Annotated in this window: 16 protein-coding genes and 1 riboswitch; of the genes, 6 read left to right on the forward strand and 10 right to left on the reverse strand. The window is 55.4% G+C overall.

Translation table 11 applies throughout. The features are described 5' to 3' along the window. Window positions 1-91: 91 nt before the first annotated feature. Entirely contained in the window at window positions 92-676 is a 585-nt protein-coding gene (gene nfuA / locus ACZRJQ_RS03035) for a Fe-S biogenesis protein NfuA (protein WP_019409695.1), read from the forward strand. A gap of 119 nt (window positions 677-795) precedes the next feature. On the opposite strand, the gene cobM is transcribed toward nfuA, so the two are convergent. The 5 genes from cobM to ACZRJQ_RS03060 form a co-directional block, all read right to left on the reverse strand. After that, entirely contained in the window at window positions 796-1,542 is a 747-nt protein-coding gene (gene cobM / locus ACZRJQ_RS03040; RefSeq protein ID WP_463976918.1) for a precorrin-4 C(11)-methyltransferase, read from the reverse strand. A 64-nt stretch (window positions 1,543-1,606) separates the two neighbouring features. Continuing rightward, a complete protein-coding gene (locus ACZRJQ_RS03045; RefSeq protein WP_463976919.1) occupies window positions 1,607-2,032 on the reverse strand; it encodes a cobalamin biosynthesis protein in 426 nt (141 codons plus the stop codon). Then, window positions 2,029-2,730, reverse strand: coding sequence for a CbtA family protein (locus tag ACZRJQ_RS03050; protein WP_463976920.1), 702 nt, complete (start codon window positions 2,728-2,730; stop codon window positions 2,029-2,031). The genes ACZRJQ_RS03045 and ACZRJQ_RS03050 overlap by 4 nt, the downstream gene beginning before the upstream one ends. A 12-nt stretch (window positions 2,731-2,742) precedes the next feature. Then, on the reverse strand, window positions 2,743-2,931 hold the full coding sequence (locus tag ACZRJQ_RS03055; protein ID WP_463976921.1) for a CbtB domain-containing protein: 189 nt from the start codon (window positions 2,929-2,931) through the stop codon (window positions 2,743-2,745). A gap of 98 nt (window positions 2,932-3,029) precedes the next feature. Further along, window positions 3,030-3,243: riboswitch (cobalamin riboswitch) on the reverse strand. A 52-nt stretch (window positions 3,244-3,295) separates the two neighbouring features. Then, window positions 3,296-3,664, reverse strand: a complete 369-nt coding sequence (locus ACZRJQ_RS03060; protein ID WP_463976922.1) for a response regulator — start codon at window positions 3,662-3,664, stop codon at window positions 3,296-3,298. A 257-nt stretch (window positions 3,665-3,921) separates the two neighbouring features. Here ACZRJQ_RS03060 and ACZRJQ_RS03065 point away from each other — a divergent pair, with 257 nt between their 5' ends. From ACZRJQ_RS03065 to ACZRJQ_RS03085, 5 genes are all read left to right on the forward strand, one after another. Continuing rightward, the gene (locus tag ACZRJQ_RS03065; protein WP_463976923.1) at window positions 3,922-7,401 is read left to right on the forward strand and encodes a response regulator; all 3,480 of its coding nucleotides are present in this window, start codon (window positions 3,922-3,924) and stop codon (window positions 7,399-7,401) included. Then, window positions 7,402-8,217 carry a CheR family methyltransferase gene (locus tag ACZRJQ_RS03070; protein WP_463976924.1) on the forward strand — a complete coding sequence of 272 codons (816 nt, stop codon included), beginning with the start codon at window positions 7,402-7,404 and terminating at the stop codon, window positions 8,215-8,217. Beyond that, window positions 8,214-8,822: a chemotaxis protein CheB gene (locus ACZRJQ_RS03075; RefSeq protein ID WP_463976925.1), complete on the forward strand. Its 609-nt coding sequence runs from the start codon at window positions 8,214-8,216 to the stop codon at window positions 8,820-8,822. Before ACZRJQ_RS03070 ends, ACZRJQ_RS03075 begins: the two co-directional genes overlap by 4 nt. Next, window positions 8,813-10,009, forward strand: coding sequence for a hybrid sensor histidine kinase/response regulator (locus tag ACZRJQ_RS03080; protein WP_463976926.1), 1,197 nt, complete (start codon window positions 8,813-8,815; stop codon window positions 10,007-10,009). The genes ACZRJQ_RS03075 and ACZRJQ_RS03080 overlap by 10 nt, the downstream gene beginning before the upstream one ends. Window positions 10,010-10,076: 67 nt before the next feature. Further along, window positions 10,077-10,454: a response regulator gene (locus tag ACZRJQ_RS03085; RefSeq protein WP_463976927.1), complete on the forward strand. Its 378-nt coding sequence runs from the start codon at window positions 10,077-10,079 to the stop codon at window positions 10,452-10,454. Window positions 10,455-10,458: 4 nt separating this feature from the next. Here ACZRJQ_RS03085 and ACZRJQ_RS03090 read toward each other — a convergent pair whose 3' ends face one another. From ACZRJQ_RS03090 to mexE, 5 genes are all read right to left on the reverse strand, one after another. After that, window positions 10,459-12,153, reverse strand: a complete 1,695-nt coding sequence (locus tag ACZRJQ_RS03090; RefSeq protein WP_463976993.1) for a response regulator — start codon at window positions 12,151-12,153, stop codon at window positions 10,459-10,461. Between the two features lie 254 nt (window positions 12,154-12,407). After that, window positions 12,408-13,463 (reverse strand): tetratricopeptide repeat protein, encoded by a 1,056-nt coding sequence (locus tag ACZRJQ_RS03095; RefSeq protein WP_463976928.1) that lies wholly within the window; start codon window positions 13,461-13,463, stop codon window positions 12,408-12,410. 229 nt (window positions 13,464-13,692) lie between these two features. Beyond that, window positions 13,693-15,102: an efflux transporter outer membrane subunit gene (locus ACZRJQ_RS03100; protein ID WP_463976929.1), complete on the reverse strand. Its 1,410-nt coding sequence runs from the start codon at window positions 15,100-15,102 to the stop codon at window positions 13,693-13,695. Then, window positions 15,099-18,278: an efflux RND transporter permease subunit gene (locus tag ACZRJQ_RS03105; protein WP_463976930.1), complete on the reverse strand. Its 3,180-nt coding sequence runs from the start codon at window positions 18,276-18,278 to the stop codon at window positions 15,099-15,101. The genes ACZRJQ_RS03100 and ACZRJQ_RS03105 overlap by 4 nt, the downstream gene beginning before the upstream one ends. A gap of 15 nt (window positions 18,279-18,293) precedes the next feature. Beyond that, window positions 18,294-19,538 carry a multidrug efflux RND transporter periplasmic adaptor subunit MexE gene (gene mexE, locus ACZRJQ_RS03110; RefSeq protein ID WP_463976931.1) on the reverse strand — a complete coding sequence of 415 codons (1,245 nt, stop codon included), beginning with the start codon at window positions 19,536-19,538 and terminating at the stop codon, window positions 18,294-18,296. Window positions 19,539-19,714: the final 176 nt, after the last annotated feature.

Genomic DNA, 19,714 nt, shown 5'->3' on the forward strand with positions numbered 1-19,714 from the left:
CGTGGGGTGCAGCTTTCCTGACAAAAATACTAGGACTTTGTCAGGCGCGCCGATTGGCGTAAACTGCGCCCCATGTCTGCGAGGAGATTCCATGAGCGCCATAACGATTACCGACGCCGCCCACGATTACCTGGCTGATCTGCTGTCCAAGCAGAACACCCCGGGCATCGGCATCCGCGTCTTTATCACCCAGCCGGGCACCCAGTATGCTGAAACCTGCATTGCGTACTGCAAACCCAATGAAGTGAAACCTGAAGATACAGCCATCGGCCTTAAAAGCTTCACGGCCTGGATCGATTCGTTCAGCGAAGCGTTTCTTGAAGATGCGGTCGTGGACTACGCCACTGATCGCATGGGTGGCCAATTGACCATCAAGGCGCCCAACGCCAAAGTGCCAATGGTCAATGCTGATAGCCCGATTAACGAGCGCATCAACTACTACCTGCAAACCGAGATCAACCCCGGTTTGGCGAGTCACGGCGGTCAGGTCAGCCTGATTGAAGTGGTTGAAGACGGAATTGCCGTCCTCAAGTTCGGTGGTGGTTGCCAAGGCTGTGGTCAGGCAGACGTTACCCTGCGTGAAGGCATTGAACGTACCTTGCTTGAGCGTGTGCCAGAGCTCAAAGGTGTGCGTGACGTGACCGACCACTCGCAGAAAGAAAACGCCTACTACTGAGCCATCAGTAACAGGGTGTTCGCTGCTAGCATGAAGAAAAACGGTGCCCCGTGAGCACCGTTTTTTTATGGCTGTGAATCGCCAAACGCCACAAAACTTTGTGGGGGCGAGGGATGTGATCAGGGCCGATAAAGGTGCGCATGCCCCGCACGGTACAGCGATGACGCGCAGAAACTGTCATTGGCCAACACCCGGCCTACCAGAATCAGCGCTGTGCGCTTGAAACCCTTTGCCTGAACCTTCTCGGCAATGTCTGCCAGTGTGCCGGTCACCCAATCTTGATCGGGCCAGCTGGCGCGATGGATGACGGCAATCGGGCAGTCGCTGCCGTAATGCGGGGTCAATTCGCCGACGATGCTCTTAAGGTTTTTTACCCCGAGGTGAATTGCCATTGTCGCTTTGTGCTGCGCCAAACTGGCTAACTCTTCACCCGCAGGCATCGAGGTCTTTTCGGCATAGCGGGTCAAAATCACGGTTTGTGAAATATCAGGCAGGGTCAACTCTGCGCCCAACAAGGCTGCACAGGCGGCCGTGGCAGTGACGCCCGGAACAATCTCGAATGCAATATCCAGCTCACGCAAACAACGGATTTGTTCGCCAATCGCTCCATACAGGCTTGGGTCGCCTGAGTGAACGCGAGCAACGTCTTGGCCCTTGGCGTTGGCACTTTTGATCAGCTCGATGATTTGCTCAAGGTGCAACTCGGCACTGTTGACCACCTGCTGGGCCTGATGACCTTCCAGCACGGCCGTGGGAACCAATGAACCGGCGTAGATAATCACTGGGCAGGTGCGAATCAAACGCTGGCCTTTGACGGTAATCAGCTCTGGATCGCCGGGGCCGGCACCAATGAAATAAACAGTCATGGGAGTCTCTTGAAAGGGGCGAAATAGAGCTGCTCTTGAACAACGCTCATAGTGAGGCGGCGGATTATCGCGCTTTTTGCTCAGTGCAGGCCAATGCAAACGTTGCCATCGGCGTGCTTTGGCGTGTGATCAATAGCCTCGCCGGCGCGCCGCCCAGGCGCTCGGCCAAGGCTAATGCGGTGCTTTCTGCAATGCCCCAACACCCCGTTTGCTCGAATACCCGCTCAGACCGTTGGCTCAAGCGTGATACGAAAGGGGCAAGCTGTTGGGCACTGAACACTTCAAACGCAAGATTGAGTTGTTCGGCCAATTGCGTCAGCCCCGGCTCGTCGGCTTTGCGATCAAGGCTGGCCATCGCCGAGAGTTCACTTATCGCGATCCCGGCGTGGCTCAATGAATGCTCGATCAGCGCCAACACGTCATCGACACTGCAACCTTGTCGACAGCCCAGGCCAATCACCAGTATTGGCGCTGTACTGTCAGGTTTCATGCCGAGTAGTTACTTGCAGGTTTGCGGCTAAACAACCAAGCGCTAATAGCGCCCAAGGCCAACCAGAACGCAAGGTTGGTCAGTTGTGAGGCTATTTTGAACTGAGTTTCCAGCGCTTCGGGGGCCAGGCTTGAGTGCTCCAGTGGCTGTGGTGCGCCCATGATGTGTGGAATGACCAGAATAACCACGCCCAGTATTTTCAACGCCCAATGCTTGCCCAACACCACCAGTGCAATCGCCACGGCGGTAGAGGCAGCCGTGGTCACCCACCAGATCTGGCGTTGTAACAAGTCGGCAGCCGCTGTGCCGGGTAGTTCAGGCGGCAAGCCGAGGGTCGGCGCCAAACAAAAAGTGACGTAACCCGCCAAGCCCCAGAGCAGGCCTTGTGACGTGCGGGTGGGGGCGCGCAGGGTATAAAACCCCGCCAGCATCAGGGCAAAGCCAACCGCTACTACTAAGTTGCCACCAGTGGTCGAGAGCACGCGCTGCCAGCCATCTTCAGGCTCCCAAGCTTCGGCGTCATGGCTGTGGCCTGGGACGGCTGTCGCGTCGTGCTCATGCGCGTGGGCGCCAGCCGGGGTTTCATAGGTTTCGGCCTGGAGAATCAGGGGGGCGACCCAAAGGCTTTGCAACAAGGTCAACAGCAAGGCTGCCAGCAAACCCGCAAAGCCTGCCGTTTGAGCAATTCGCTTAATCATGGACGTGAGATCTCAATGGCACGGGAAGGCGGAGCTGTGACGGGTGTCGTGTGCGGCGTTATGAACCGCTTCGATGTGCGAAAAACCCGCAAAGTAGACGAGAAAAGCGCCCAGCACGGCAGCACTGACGGCGGCAACAATGCGTTGGCTTTGGGTTGATGCGGCCGTAGCGGTATGGGTTTGACGGGTGCTGATTGACATGGCGCTTCCCTCTGATCAAGCAGCGGGCAATTCAGAGCGCAAGAAAACCCCACGAACGAAGCTCGCAGGGTTCAACAGCGCCCGCCCACCGCGGGTTTGTTTTTCGACGTAATCAGGCCGGTCTCCGGGCTTGCGAGGGGCTCAAGTGACTTGAGCCTCAAAACATCACCTTCCCATGCAGCGCACAGTGGCTTTGATGTTTCTCTCGCTTACCGTTGCGGGGGCAGCGCCGGACTAGTCAGGACGATTAACGCCTGACGCACCGGTTTCCCGTTTCACCCTGTGAAGGGCACCTGATACAAGATGTGTAGGAGAGCACGACTGATAAAGGGTCGTCAATTGCGCTGCTCTGGTTTGAATGAGTCTATGCCGCTACCGACAAGATGTTTTTGACCTTGTCGCGCAACTGATCAATTGAAAAAGGTTTGCCGATCACTTGCATGTTGTGGCCCAGTTCGAGGTTTTCTGCATAGCCGCTGGCAAACAGAATGGGCAGCAGCGGTCGTAACTCACGCGCTTTCTCTGCCAGTTCGCGTCCATTCATGCCGGGCAAGCCGACATCGGTCATCAGCAAGTCAATGGCGCTGCTGATATCGGCTAACAGCGGTATAGCCGTTTCACTGCCATCAGCTTCCAGCACCTTGAACTCCAACTCTTCCAGGACATCGACGATCAGCATACGAACAATGGCATCGTCTTCAACGACAAGGATGGTGGAGGGTGTTGCAGGCATAGTGGTTATCCCGAAAAAATTTAAGCGCGGGTGGGGGCCAGTCATTCGCTGACTTCTTTTATCAGTAAACGATAGACCCAAACTAGTTCCCGCAGTCATGCAAAAAAGCGACGTAAAAGAGGTGCAAGCGTAACCCTAGCTGGCCTCGATCGGAATTTTTGCGTACGAAATTGTACGTATGAAAGTAAGAAAATAGAATTTTTACTCGGTAATACGGCAAACTCTGCGCTTTTGATGACTGTCATGAGCCCGCAAACATGAAATCACCTGCATCGGTTGATGAGCAAAGCTTCCGCAAATTGCTAAGTCGCAACGTTGGCCTGCCCTTGGGCGTAGGTGTGCTCAGTGCTGTGTTGTTTGTGGCGATGATCAGTTATCTGCTGTCAGTGATCCAGTGGGTGGAGCACACCGACCGGGTAATTAACAACGCTAACGAAGCGGTAAAGCTGTCGGTTGACCTTGAAACGGGTATGCGGGGTTTCCTGATCACAGGCGACGAGCATTTTTTAGACCCGTATGAAGTGGCCAAGCCGCAAATTCTAGGGCAGTTGCGCAGCTTGCAAGGGTTAGTCAGCGACAACCCGCAGCAGATCGACCGTCTCAAACGCCTTGAGGCCTTGCAGGAAGACTGGAGCGCGTATGCCCAGTCGATGATTGATATGCGTCGTCTAGACGGCGACTACCGAGCTGCGGTGCAGGCCGGTCGCGGTAAGCGCCTGACCGATGAGATACGCAAAGAGTTCGATGACTTCATCTCTATGGAGCAGCAGCTGCGGGTTAATCGCAATGAAGAGGTCAGCCGCACGACGGTCATCTGCGTCAGCCTGTACTTGGTGTTTGTACTGGGGTTAAGCGTCTTTTTGGCTTATATCGGTCGGCGGGATTTATACGAACTTTCAAAAAGTTACAGCGATAGCCTTGAGTCAAAACTTAAGAGTGCGCAGCGATTAGAGCGTCAAGCTTGGTTGCGTAACGGGCAAACGGAACTGGCTGAGCAAGTGCTTGGGCGCCTGACGATCAACATGCTGGGGCGCAATATTTTGCAGTTTTGCGCTCAATACTTGGGCGCTGTGGTGGCAGCGGTTTACGTGCGTGAGGATCACGGCAGTCTTAAACGCATCGCCAGTTATGGGTTTTCTCGCGAACAAGAAGCCCGGGACCAGTTGATCCACAACGACGAAGGCATCGTCGGCCAAGCCGCACAGCAAGATAAGCTGATTCGCCTTGATGATGTGCCAGCAGACTACTTTAAGGTCAGCTCAGGGCTGGGTGAGGGCACAGCACGCAGTGTGTTGGTTGTACCGACCAGTGACGATGACCGCGTTAATGGCGTGATTGAGTTGGGTTTTCTGCGCCCGTTGACCGACCGTGACATTGAACTGTTTGAGCTAATCGCCAATAACATTGGCACCTCAATCGAGGCGGCTCGCTATCGTCAGCGTTTGCAGGAGGTGTTGGCTGAAACCCAGCAGCTCAACGAAGAGCTGCAAGTGCAGCAAGAAGAGTTGAAGACGGCTAACGAAGAACTCGAAGAGCAATCGCGGATTCTTAAAGAGTCGCAGACCCATCTTGAGACGCAACAGGCAGAGCTTGAGCAAACCAACGAAGCGTTGGCTGATCAGCGCGATGCAATGGACCGCAAAAATACTGAGCTCAATCAGGTACAAGTCTTGCTTGAAGACCGTGCTGAAGAGTTGCAGCGTTCCAGCAAGTACAAGTCTGAATTTCTTGCCAACATGTCTCACGAGCTGCGTACGCCTCTTAACAGCTCGCTGATTCTGGCCAAGCTGCTGGCAGAGAACTCACAAGAAAACCTTACCGGCGAGCAAGTGAAGTTCGCTGAGTCGATTTATTCGGCGGGCAATGATTTGCTCAACCTGATTAACGACATTCTGGACATCTCCAAGGTTGAGGCGGGCAAGCTTGAAGTGCGCCCGGAAAACACCAGCGTTGCACGTTTGGCCGAAGGGCTGCGCAGCATGTTCCAGCCACTGGCGGGCGAGAAGTCGCTGAACTTCGAGCTTGAGCTGCAACCGGGCACGCCGCACATGATCTTCACGGATCGCCAGCGCCTTGAGCAAATCCTGAAAAACCTGCTGTCCAACGCCATCAAGTTCACAGAAAAAGGCCAAGTCAGCCTGTTGGTGTCCCGCCAGCCGGGTGAAAGCATCGCCTTTATGGTGCGCGACTCGGGAATCGGGATTGCCCCTGATCAGCAAGAAAGCATTTTTGAGGCGTTCCGCCAGGCGGATGGCACCACCAATCGCCGCTATGGCGGTACGGGCCTGGGCTTGTCTATTTCACGCGATCTGGCCACCTTGCTGGGCGGCTCTATCAGCGTGACCAGCGAGCCGGGGCAGGGCAGTATTTTTACCCTCGTATTGCCTGAGCAGTTTGTAGAAATGGATGAGTCGCAACCCCAGCCCTTGGCCAAGGTTGTGGCGCAGCCAGCTCCGGCGCTCGCCAGAACTGCGCCGGTTGCACTACCGCTGCCGGTTGTGGTGCCCCAGATCCCGCGCTTTAACGATGATCGTGAAAAAGCCCCATTCGCAACCCGCTGCATCTTGGTGATTGAAGATGAGCCCAACTTTGCGCGCATTCTGTTCGATCTTGCCCATGAATTGGGCTACCAATGCTTGGTTGCACATGGTGCTGACGAAGGGTTCAGCCTGGCGGAACAATTTATTCCCGATGCGATCCTGCTCGATATGCGCCTGCCCGACCATTCCGGGCTGACGGTGTTGCAGCGCCTGAAAGAACTGGCCTCCACGCGGCATATTCCTGTGCATGTGATTTCTGTCGAAGACCGTGTTGAAGCGGCCATGCACATGGGCGCCGTCGGTTACGCGGTCAAGCCCACCACCCGCGAAGAGCTTAAGGATGTGTTTGCACGGCTTGAGGCCAAGCTGACGCAGAAGGTTAAACGCATTCTGCTGGTCGAAGACGATGACTTGCAGCGCGACAGCATCGCACGGCTGATCGGCGACGAAGACATCGAAATCACGGCAGTAGGGTTGGCTCAGGATGCTCTGGATCTGCTGCGCGGCAACATTTACGACTGCATGATCATCGACTTGAAGTTGCCGGACATGCTGGGCAATGAGTTGCTCAAGCGCATGTCCACGGAAGACATTTGCTCGTTTCCGCCGGTGATTGTTTACACCGGGCGCAACCTGACTCGCGATGAAGAGGCCGAGCTGCGCAAGTACTCGCGCTCCATCATCATCAAGGGCGCGCGCTCGCCTGAACGATTGCTCGATGAAGTGACATTATTTCTGCACAAAGTCGAATCTCAGTTGTCCCATGAACGGCAAAAGATGCTTAAGACCGCTCGCAGCCGCGACAAGGTCTTTGAGGGCCGCAAGATTTTGCTGGTAGACGACGATGTGCGAAACATCTTCGCCTTGACCAGCGCTCTGGAACACAAGGGCGCCATTGTGGTGATTGGCCGAAATGGTCGCGAGGCGATCGAGCGTTTGAATGAGGTCGATGACATTGATCTGGTGCTGATGGACGTGATGATGCCCGAGATGGATGGCTACGAGGCGACGGTTGAAATTCGCAAGAACCCGCGCTGGCGCAAGCTGCCGATCATTGCGGTGACCGCCAAGGCCATGAAGGATGACCAGGAACGCTGCTTGCAAGCGGGCTCCAATGATTACTTGGCCAAGCCTATTGATTTGGACCGACTGTTTTCGTTGATTCGTGTATGGCTGCCCAAAATGGAACGTATCTAAGTGCATCGAAACACCGACATCGAGTTGCGACTGCTGATTGAAGCGATCTATCTCAAGTACAGCTATGACTTTCGTGATTACTCTGGCGCTTCGATCAAGCGCCGGGTTCATCACGCCATGCGCCAGTTTGACTGCTCGACCATCTCTGCGCTGCAAGAGCGGGTGTTGCACGATCCTACGGCGTTTATGCAGTTGCTGCAGTATCTGACGATTCCGGTCAGTGAGATGTTTCGCGACCCGGAGCACTTTTTGGCGATACGTCAGGAGGTCGTGCCAATCCTCAAAACCTATCCCTCGCTCAAAATTTGGGTGGCCGGATGCAGCACCGGGGAAGAGGTGTACTCGATGGCTATTTTGTTGCGTGAAGAAGGTCTGCTGGAACGCACTATCATCTACGCGACGGATATCAACCCGCGTTCGCTTGAGAAGGCTAAGCAGGGCATCTTTTCGATGGAAAATGTCCGTGCCTACACCCACAACTATCAGCAGGCCGGGGGGCAGCGTTCATTTTCGGATTACTACACTGCCGCTTACGACTACGCGATTTTTGACAAAACCTTGTGCGAGAACGTGACCTTTGCCGATCACAGCTTGGCGACCGATAGCGTGTTCTCAGAAACTCATTTAATTTCTTGCCGTAACGTATTGATTTATTTCAATAAAACCCTGCAAAACAGGGCTTTTGGTCTGTTCCATGATTCACTGTGCCATCGTGGTTTTTTGATGTTGGGCAGTAAGGAAACCCTGGATTTTTCGGATTACAGCAAACAGTTCACGCCCGTGCGCAAACAAGAACGGATTTACCGCAAGTTATGACTCAGCAATCCTTCGAGTTTTCGGGTCTGAGACGAGTAGACGCCATTGTTATGGGGGCGTCCGCAGGCGGCGTGGAAGCGCTATTGACGATTTTGGCCGATCTGAAGCAGGGCTTTAGCTTGCCGATTATTGTGGTCTTGCACCTGCCTGATGAGCGACGCAGTCAGTTGGCCGAGGTATTTGCCAGAAGAGTGCGTTTACCGGTCAAAGAGGTTGATGACAAAGAGTTGATTGCACCCGGCACCTTATATTTTGCCGCACCGGGCTACCACGTATCGGTGGAGCACGATTACAGTTTTTCGTTGAGTCGAGAGGAGCGGGTGCATTATTCGCGGCCCTCGATTGACTACCTTTTTGAATCCGCGGCCGATGCGTATCAACAGCGTCTGGCCGCGATATTACTGACTGGCGCCAATCAGGATGGTGCTCAGGGTTTGGCCACGGTCAAGCAGTCAGGTGGTTTGACCATCATCCAGAACCCTGAAGAAGCGTTGGTTTCGACGATGCCGCAAGCCGCATTGGATCGTTCGAAACCCGACTACATCCTCCCTTTGCGCGGCATCGGCCGTCTGCTTGTCGAGCTGGAACGAATCGAATGCTACTAAGTGATATTCAAGCCAAACTGCTGATCGTTGACGATCTGCCGGAGAACTTGCTGGCGCTCGAGGCGCTCATCAAGCGCGAGGATCGTACGGTTTACAAGGCCTTGTCTGCTGACGAGGCCTTGTCGTTGCTGTTGCAACATGAGTTCGCGATGGCCATCCTCGACGTGCAAATGCCAGGTATGAATGGCTTTGAGCTGGCCGAGTTGATGCGTGGTACTGAAAAAACCAAGAACATCCCCATCGTGTTTGTCAGCGCGGCCGGGCGTGAAATGAACTATGCGTTCAAGGGTTATGAAAGCGGCGCTGTCGATTTTCTGCACAAGCCGTTGGACATTCATGCGGTCAAGAGCAAGGTCAATGTATTTGTCGATTTGTACCGACAAAGCAAGGCCATGAAGCTTCAGGTTCAAGCGCTGGAGCAAAGTCGTCGCGAGCAGGAAACCTTGTTGGCCCAACTTCAAGTCACCCAAGGTGAGCTTGAGCATGCTGTACGTATGCGGGACGACTTTATGTCCATCGTGTCCCATGAAGTGCGAACGCCGCTCAATGGGCTGATCCTTGAAACCCAGTTACGCAAGATGCACTTGGCTCGCAATAACACCACTGCATTCACGATGGACAAAATGCAGGCCATGGTTGACCGCGATGAGCGTCAGATCCAGAGCCTGATCCGGTTGATCGAGGACATGCTCGACGTGTCGAGGATTCGCACCGGCAAGCTGTCAATCAGGCCGGGGCAGTTCGATTTGTCTGTGCTAGTGGCCAATTTGCTGGAGAATTTTGCGCCGCAAATCAGTGCTGCGCAGTCGAGCGTCCATTTCAACGCTAAGCAGTCGGTGGTGGGGCATTGGGATGAATTCAGGATTGAACAGGTTATTTCTAATCTGATGACCAACGCCCTGCGCTACGGCGGCAAAAAACCGATCGATGTGTCTGTCTATGTTGAAGACGAGCAGGCGGTGATTGAAGTGCGCGATCAGGGCATAGGGATCAGCGAAGAAAACCAGCAGCGCATTTTTCAGCAGTTTGAGCGGGTTTCAGGGAGCAGAGTGGTGGCAGGGCTGGGTTTAGGCCTGTTTATTTCCGAGCAAATCGTTGCCGCACACGGCGGCCAGATTCTCGTGCAGAGTGCCTTGGGTGAGGGGGCTGTGTTCAAGGTGTGCTTGCCGTTGGTACAAAACACTTAATGTCGGCGCAACCTATGACGCCGATCACGGTCGTATTGGCAGCAATCGTAAGAATTAAGGTTTTCTCATGAGTGAAGATGCGCAAGATGTTGTTTTGATCGTCGAGGATGATCCTTCGATCCTGATGGTCTTGGCCGCCTATTTGTCAGGCGAAGGTTATCGCGTGTTGCAGGCTGAAAATGGCGAGCAAGCGTTCGAGATATTGGCGAGCAAGCCCCATCTGGACGTGATGATCACTGACTTCCGCTTGCCAGGTGGGATCACCGGGGTTCAAATCGCTGAGCCTGCGGTCATGCTACGGCCAGATTTGAAGGTGATATTCATCAGCGGTTACCCGGCCGAAATCCGCGAAACGGACAGCCCAATTACGCGTACAGCGCCGATTTTGGGCAAGCCCTTCGACCTTGACACGCTGCAAGCACAAATTCAGAAACTCTTGGCCTGACACCTTAAGGCCGCACTTGGGTGCGGCTGGCAGCAATCATCTCGTTGACCTTGGCGGTCAGTACGTCAAAGGTGAACGGCTTGGTGATCAATTGCATGCCAGACTCCAGAAAGCCGCTACGTGCAGTGGCATGCTGCGCATACCCGGTAATGAACAGCACATTGAGTTCGGGCCTGCACTGACGGCTTATTTCGGCCAACTGTCGACCATTCATGCCCGGCAAGCCCACATCGCTGATCAGCAAGTCGATGGGTTGCGTGGATTCAATGATCGGTAAAGCGCTATTGGCATCGATTGCGTTGATGACCACATAGCCTTGTTCTCGTAACACATCACTGACCAAATCGCGTATTGCATGATCGTCCTCAACGATGAGTAGCGTCTTGTCTGCATTGGCTAAGGTGGTCGCCCTGGACGGGCAGGCAGACGTTAAATGCGCTGATCCGCCCAGAAATCGCGGCAAATACAGCTCAACCGTTGTGCCTGCGCACTCCTGGCTGTGAATACGGACGTGGCCACGTGACTGCTTGCAAAACCCATAAATCATCGACAAACCAAGCCCTGTGCCCTGGCCGATAGGCTTGGTGGTGAAAAACGGGTCAAAGGCGCGTCTTAGCGTGTTTTGTGTCATGCCGTGGCCATTATCGGCCACGCTCAACACCACGTAGTCGCCCGGCGAGAGGTTGACGTTGCTCGCACAAAAGTCTGCATCCAGAGTCTGATTAAACATTGTGATCTTGAGCTGGCCGCCGTCGGGCATTGCGTCTTGGGCGTTGGACACCAAATGCACGAGGGCGTTTTCCAGTTGTTGCGGATCGACTTCGGCGGTCCACAGGTGATCGTCGAAACTGACGTGAGCTTCTATGTTTTCAGGGGTGTGCTGTTGCACAAGGTTATGCGCTGACAAGAGCCATTGGTTCATGAGCACCGGCTTTGAGTCCAATGACTGGCGTCGCGAGAAGGCCAGTAAGCGATGGGTTAACCCGGCGGCGCGATTGGCCGAGGTGATGCCCATATCAATCAGGTTATCCAGATCATCGGTTTTGCCGCGTGCCAAGCGTCGCCGCATGAGCTCCAGACTGCCAATGATGCCGGTCAGCATATTGTTGAAGTCATGGGCAATGCCGGCAGTGAGTTGACCTACGGCTTCCATTTTTTGTGCGTGGCGCAAATCTTCTTCGTTTTTTTGCTGTGTTAACAACAGCTCTTGTGCTTTTAAATCAATGGGTTGGGCTGTGTTTGTGATGAAAGTTCTAGCTTCTGCCAAGGCAATACAACAATCGCGGTATTCATACTGACGGTGGCGCGAACGCAGCGCATTGTTGATAAGGCTGCACAGTGTTGTGAGTGGGCTCTGGGCCTCAATAAACACCAGATTGTCCAACTGCGCGATGGCCAGGCTTAACTCAGTTGAACAGCTGTGTGGCGATGGTGTGATCATGAAAATGGGCAGGTCTGACCACACGGGCTGGCGTTGCAGTACGTTGATCAGCGGCCGCAGGTCGGTGTCACGCAGGTCTGTGCTCATGATCACCAGCATGCCCGCACCTGATTGCAGCTCATCGCACAGATGCTCAGGGTTCAGGATGATGTCCGCATTCACGCCTGTAAGCTCCAGCGCTTGCTCGGTGCTAGCGTCTACCCGGCCTAATGGCGCAAGGATTAGAACGCGCTCCTCAATAGGCCTACATACCATCACAGGATTCACCACCTCTGAAAAAGCCACTTAACGTATACCGCTCTTGGGCGGGTATAGGTCTTGACCGTGACGTCTGGCTGCGGTTCAACCTTTTACGAGGGATATTCAAATGAATTGCAGGCGTGAGCGCTGGTGATTGATTGGACTCTGCAAGGATGGGCTAAGCATTCATCAGAAAATATGTTTTTATTGAGTTATTAGTTGAATAAAAACAATAGGTTGGGTTTTTTTGTTCGTGTGATTTATGAGGCTGATTAAAGCCCTTGCTGCAATGCAGGATCATCTGGGTTTTGCTGTTCCAGTTGGGCAAGCAAGACTTGTACATTTTGCAATTGCCCCGACTCCTTCCAGTAACGAATCAACAACACGCGTGCTTTGCGGTTGGACGGCTGGCGTTGCAGCAGCTCTTCAAGCTGGCGTTGTGCGGCGTCTAACTGGTCCAGGTCATGCAGCGCTGTCGCCAATTTGTAACGGTAATCGCTGTTGTCCGGCTCCAATTCGACCGCTTTGGCCAAACCCAGTAGCGCATATTCGGTTTGTCCATGATTGAGCAGCCAGATTCCCAGCGCATGTTGCAAGTAAGCAGATTCGGGGTGAGCTTCGAGTTGTTTGGCCAGCAGTTGGCGTGCGCGATCGGCTTGCCCGCGCTTATCCAGCAATTCAGCCTGTGCCACTACTGCTTTGAGGTTTTCTGGGTCTAGCTGAGTGACCCTTTCAAGGGCGGCCTGCGCCTCATCAAGCTGACCTTCGTGCAAATACAAGCGTGCAAGCTGGCCCTGAGCGGTCGGATTGTCTGGTTGGTTTTTAAGCTGCCGCTCATATTCATCGATCACTTGCTGCAGCGGGCCAAAGTACAGGCCTTGTTCGTCGGGCGATAAACCCAGCAGGGCATTGGCAGCGGCAAAACGCACGCTTTGTTCAGGGTCATCGAGTATCGGCCCCAGCAACAAGGTGCGCTGGGCGTTGGGCACCAGTCCAACCACACTGCGGATTGCTGCTTCCCGAACCAACGGCGAAGGGTGATTTAAATCAGCATCGGCCAGTTTCAGCGCCTGTGGGCTGGGGTAATTGGGCAGTTCGGCATGCAGGCTGGCCCGTCGCACGTCTGATAAATCAGTGCGGGCCAATTGCTGATAGAGCACGCGAGCCGCGCCAGGTTGACCGTTATGGGCTTGCTCCAGGGCCTTGGAATAGCTGTGGTTCAAAACAGGCGTTGAGCTGGTTGGTGCGGGTCGCATCCCGTACCAAAGGCCTGCTGCAACAAAGGCAGAAAGAAGGCTGATAGCGAGGTAGCGGCGAGGCTGGGACATGCAGTATCCAGAAACAGTCATGCGGATGAGCTGCAAGATTGGGACAGCAGGCGACGGGAAGCAAGCCTTGTGTGTGTCATTTAAAGTGACGTGTTGGGCAGATGGTGCAATAGCGGCGGCCTGCGGCCTTGTAAAACGGGCGGCCAAAAAAAGCCCCGCGACCGAATGAGCGCGGGGCTAAACGGTTGGATGCGACCAACCAAAGGAGCCTTCAAATCATGTTGTTACATCAATGGGCGCTGGCCACTGTTTCGACTTGCCAGCCGCCGCCCAAGGCCTTGTAGATCGCCACAACACCGCGATACAACTCAACTTCAGCTTGTGCCTGGCTGTCTTCGGCAGCCAAGCGTTCGCGCTGGGCATCGAGCAACACTAAAAAGTCCACCGTGCCTTCGCGATAACGAATGGCCGCCAAGTCCGCCGCTGTGCGGCTCGATTCACTCTGACGAATGAGCGCCACCAAGCGCTGTTGGCGTTTGCCGTAGTCACTGAAGGCGTTTTCTGACTCTTCAAGGGCCAGCAGGACGTGCTGTTCGTAATTGGCCAGGGCTCCATCGGCCTCAGCGCCCGCACCGCGCAAGCGTGCGCGCACGCTGCCTAAATCAAACGCAGGCCAAGTGATGCTTGGGCCCAAGGCCCAGGCATTGGCGGCTGCTGAGCCAATTTGTGACCCGCGACCTGCCGTAAAGCCAAGAAAGCCACTGAGGCTGACGCGGGGGAATAAGTCGGCCTTGGCCACGCCAATGCGTGCCGTGGCGGCGGCCAGCTTGCGTTCGGCGCTCATGATGTCGGGACGGCGTTGCAACAGATCGCCGGGGTTGCCGATATTCAGGGCCTTGGCGATGGCAGGCAAGTTGGCCGGGCTCAGGTCGACGCTCAATGTGTCGGGCCGCTCGCCCAGCAAGGTTGCGATGCGGTTGCGTTGACGCACCTGCTCTGCTTGCAATTGCGGCACGCTGGCTTCAACGGCGGCCAAGCGTGCATCAGCGCGCATTACGTCCAGTTGATCGCCCACACCGGCATCGCGCAGGCTTTCGGTAATCGCTTTGGAGTCTTGCTGGTTTTTCAAGTTGGCCAGTGCGATCCGTTCACGCAGTTGCGCCCCCCGCAATTCACCATAAGCATCCACCAACTCGGCGATCATGGTGACTTGCAGTTGATACAAATCTGCAGCGGCGACTTGTTCATCGGCATCACTGGCTTCCAGTTGGCGTTGGATACGACCGAACAGGTCGATTTCCCACGCCATATCTAGCCCCAGATCGTAGCGCTCGCTGTTAACGCGTTTTTCTGTCTGCCCCGGCACCTGGCCTTTGCCCACATTGCTGCTGGCACGGCTGGTGATGGTCGGCATTGCATCGTTGCTGACGTCGTCGCGAATAGCCCGCGCGGCACGCAGCCGGGCAAAGGCCACGCGCAACTCACGGTTACCCGCCAGTGATTGAGTCACCAGCTTATTCAGGGTTGGGTCGTCAAACTGCTGCCACCAAATGCCCTCAAAATGCGCCCGGTCAAATCCTTTGAGGTTGTCGGCGCTGATGTGCGCAGGCTCGGTGGCTGGAGTTTTATAGTCCGGGCCTACGGCGCAGGCACTCAAGGCCAGCACTAGCAGGCTTGGGAACAAGACTTTCACGCTCATTGTTGCGACTCCAACTTCAGGTGCCTGGCCGCTTTGCGTGCTTCGCTGCGCTCCACATAACGGCGGATCAACACATAAAACACGGGCGTTAACAGCAGGCCGAAGAAGGTCACCCCGAGCATCCCGGAGAACACCGCCACACCCATTGCGTGACGCATTTCAGCACCTGCACCACTGGAGAGCACCAGCGGCACCACGCCCATGATGAATGCGAAGGACGTCATCAGAATGGGCCGCAGACGCAGACGGCAGGCTTCGAGTACCGCTGCCAGTGGGTCGAGCCCTTCCTCTTGTTTGTCTTTGGCGAACTCGACAATCAGAATCGCGTTTTTGCACGCCAGGCCGACCAGTACGATCAGGCCGATTTGAGTGAAGATGTTGTTGTCACCGCCCGAGATAATCACCCCGGTAATGGCAGACAGCAGCGTCATGGGCACGATCAGAATCACCGCCAGCGGCAAGCTCCAGCTCTCGTATTGCGCTGCCAGTACCAGGAACGCCAGTAGCACGCACAGCGGGAATACGAACAGCGCTGTATTGCCTGACAGAATTTGCTGATAAGTCAGCTCAGTCCATTCGTAGGTCATGCCGTTAGGCAGTTCTTCTTTCAGCAGTTTCTCGATGGCTGCTTCGGCTTGGCCGGAGCTGTAGCCGGGTGCGGCGGCGCCATTGATTTCAGCGGTCACAAAACCGTTGTAGTGCATTACGCGGTCTGGCCCAGCGGTATCGCTGACCTTGATAAAGGTGGCCAGCGGGATCATCTCTCCCTTGTTGTTGCGCACTTTGAGCTGGCCAATCTGTTCAGGCTCCAGGCGGAACTGCTGCTCAGCTTGTACGTTGACTTGATACGTGCGCCCGAAGCGGTTGAAATCGTTGGCATACAGCGAACCCAAATAGATTTGCAGGGTGTCGAAGATGTCGCTGATAGCTACGCCGTGGGTTTTGGCTTTTTCGCGGTCAATGGCAGCATCCACTTGCGGCACATTCACCTGATAACTGGTGAACAGCCCAGCCAGTTCCGGCACGTTATGGCTCTTGGCAATAACGTTTTGCACTTCCTTGTACAGCTCGTCATAACCAAGGCCGGCACGGTCTTCAACTTGCAGACGGAAACCACCAATGGTTCCCAGACCTTGTACCGGCGGTGGCGGGAAGATCGCGATGTAGGCCTCTTGAATGTCTGCAAACTGGCCGTTCAGTGTGGCGGCAATGGCCGCCGCAGACTGGCTTGGGTCTTTGCGCTGGTCAAAGTCCTTGAGTGCCACGAACACGATGCCGCTGTTGGGGCTGTTGGTGAAGCCGTTGATCGACAGTCCGGGGAAGGCGATTGAGTTAGCGACGCCAGGTTGTTTGAGCGCAAGCTCGGACATGCGTTTGATCACGTCTTCGGTGCGGTCCAGGCTCGCGGCATCGGGCAGTTGAGCAAAAGCCACCAGGTATTGCTTGTCTTGCGGGGGGACAAAGCCTGTTGGCGTGTGGGCAAAACCGGCCCATGTCAGCACCATCAACCCTGCGTACACCAGCATGGCAATACCGCTGCCGCGGATGATCCGGCGCACAGTGCCCACGTAACCGTTACTGGCTTTGACGAAAAAGCGGTTAAACGGCCCGAACAGCCAGCCGCCGAACAAGCGGTCCAGCACACGGGTGAAACGGTCTTTGGGAGCGTGATGGCCCTTAAGCAGCACCGCGGCCAGCGCAGGCGACAGGGTCAGCGAGTTAAATGCCGAGATGACCGTTGAAATGGCAATGGTCAACGCGAATTGCTTATAGAACTGCCCAGTAAGCCCTGAAATAAAGGCCGCCGGGATGAACACCGCACACAGCACCAGCGCCGTTGCGATGATGGGGCCTGTCACTTCGCGCATGGCGCGTTTGGTTGCATCGACCGGGTTGAGCCCCAGTTCGATGTTGCGCTCGACGTTCTCCACCACCACGATCGCATCATCGACCACGATCCCGATGGCCAATACCAGCCCAAACAAAGACAGTGCATTGAGCGAGAAGCCGAACATGTGCATCACGGCGAACGTGCCAATCAGCGAAACCGGCACTGCAACCAGTGGAATGATCGAGGCACGCCAAGTTTGCAGGAACAGGATGACAACCAGCACCACCAGAATCAGCGCTTCAAACAGGGTGTGGACTACCGCTTCAATCGAGCCACGGACGAAGATCGTCGGGTCGTACACGATGTCGAAGTCCATCCCTTGCGGAAAACTCTGCTTGAGTTCGGCCATTTTTGCTCGAACGTCATTGGAGATCTGGATCGCATTGGAGCCAGGGCGCTGGAAGATAGGGATCGCCACTGCTGGCTGATTGTTCAGCAACGAACGCAAGGCGTATTGGCTGGAACCCAACTCAATCCGGGCGATGTCTTTCAAGCGGGTGATCTGGCCATCGTCACCCGAGCGAATGATGATGTTTTCGAACTCTTCTTCGGTAACAAGACGACCTTGGGTGTTCACCGACAACTGGAAGCTGGTGGCATTCGGGGCAGGGGGCGCGCCCAATGCACCGGCCGCCACCTGACGGTTTTGCTCGCGAATGGCGGTTACCACGTCAGTGGCGGTCAAGTTGCGCGAAGCTGTTTTGTTCGGGTCGAGCCAGACCCGCAACGAGTAGTCGCCCATGCCGAACATTTGCACGTCACCAATACCGTTCAAGCGCGCCAACTCATCCTTGATGTTGAGAATGGCGTAGTTGGACAGGTACAGCATGTCGTAGCGTTTGTCGGGTGAAGTTAAGTGCACCACCATCGTCAGATCCGGCGAGGCCTTGTCTACGGTGATGCCAATGCGCGTGACTTCTTCGGGCAGCTTGGGCTGGGTGCGGGTTACGCGGTTTTGTACCTGTACCTGCGCGTTGTCCAGGTCAGTGCCCAGCGCGAAGGTGATGGTCAACGTGATTTTGCCGTCAGCGGTGGACTGCGAAGACATGTACAACATGTTTTCAACACCAGTGATTGCTTGTTCCAACGGCGCGGCCACGGTTTCGCCGATCACTTTAGGGTTGGCGCCCGGGAAGTTGGCACGTACCACCACGGTAGGCGGCACCACTTCGGGGTATTCGCTGATCGGCAATTGAAACAGCGATATGCCGCCTGCAATCAAAATCAGCAAGGACAGCACTGCGGCAAAAATCGGCCGCTGAATGAAGAACTGAGAAAAATTCATCGGAGTTATCGTCCCTTAACCGCGAGGAGTCGCAACGCTGGCCAACTTTGGCGCGCCATTGGCGGGCTTGATTGGCGGCAGGTTGCTGGCTTCCAGGGCTTGTCGTTGTTGTGCCAAGGCGGCGAGGGTTTGTTCGCTTGCCATCGGGATCACCTCAGGCGTAACAGGTGAACCGGGACGAACCCGCTGCAAGCCCTTGACGATAATGGTGTCGTCTTTGTTCAGGCCGCTGCGCACGATGCGCAAACCTTCAATTTTTGGCCCTAGATCAACAGCGCGGTACACCGACTTGTTGTCGCCATCCATCACCAGGACGAATTTTTTGCCCAAATCAGTGCCGACCGCTTCGTCATTGATCAGCACGGCGGAGTAGGTGCCACTGCCGACCAGTTTCAGGCGCGCATACAGCCCTGGGGTGAAACTGCCATCAGCGTTATCGAAGACTGCGCGGCCACGGATAGTGCCGGTTTTAGGGTTGACCTGATTGTCGACGAAGTTCATCTGCCCCAAATGCGGGTTGCCGTCTTCGTTGGACAGACCGAGGTAAACCGGCGTGCTTTGGCCGCGCTGACCTTGGCGGGCAAGTTGGCTGTACTTGAGGAAGACACGCTCGTCAGCGTCGAAGTAGGCGTACACCTTGTCAGTGGAGACCACACTGGTCAGTGGCGTGACATCAGCGCTCACGATGTTGCCCGCGGTGATTTCAGCACGGCTGACACGACCACTGATGGGCGAGGTGACGCGAGTAAAACTAAGGTTGAGTTTGGCCAAGTCCAGTTGGGCCTGAATGGCTGCAACACCGGCGCGAGCTTCTTGGGCGGCAGTGGTGCGCGAGTCTGCTAACTCAGCGGAAATAGCATTGCTCTGGCGCAGCCGATCACCGCGCTGGGCCTCGTTTTGGGTACGCGTTGCGTTGGCGCGAGCTTGCTGAACCTGCGCCTCAAGACGACGAACATCGGCCTGGAATGGGCGCGGGTCGATCTGAAACAGCACGTCGCCTTTTTTGACCAGCGCACCTTCGTTGAATGCCACCAGATCAATTTGGCCTGACACGCGCGGGCGAATTTCTACGGTTTCTGGGGCTTCAAGCCGGCCCGTGAACTCATCCCATTCATTGACAGGCTGTTCGAGTACTTTGGCCACACTGACTTTTGCAGCAGGTGCTGGAGCAGTCGTTTCTGGGGTTTTGCCGCATGCACTCATTACCACGATGGCCAAGGCCGCCAGTGGGAAGCGCAACTGTTTAAGTGACTGTTCCATGAGAGGGAGTCCGCCAAGCTATTAAGATGGGCGGATAATGCTGGCGCGGGTGCTGGCACACGAATCGAACCCAGCGAAGGTCATTATCATTCGGAATGATAGAAAGCCGAACCAAGCCCTCTAGCCTGCGGTTTTCGTTAGGTGGCTATCGTTTTCTGGGGGCTGGCGAAGGCTGC

The sequence above is a fragment of the Pseudomonas sp. E315 genome (assembly GCF_055406205.1).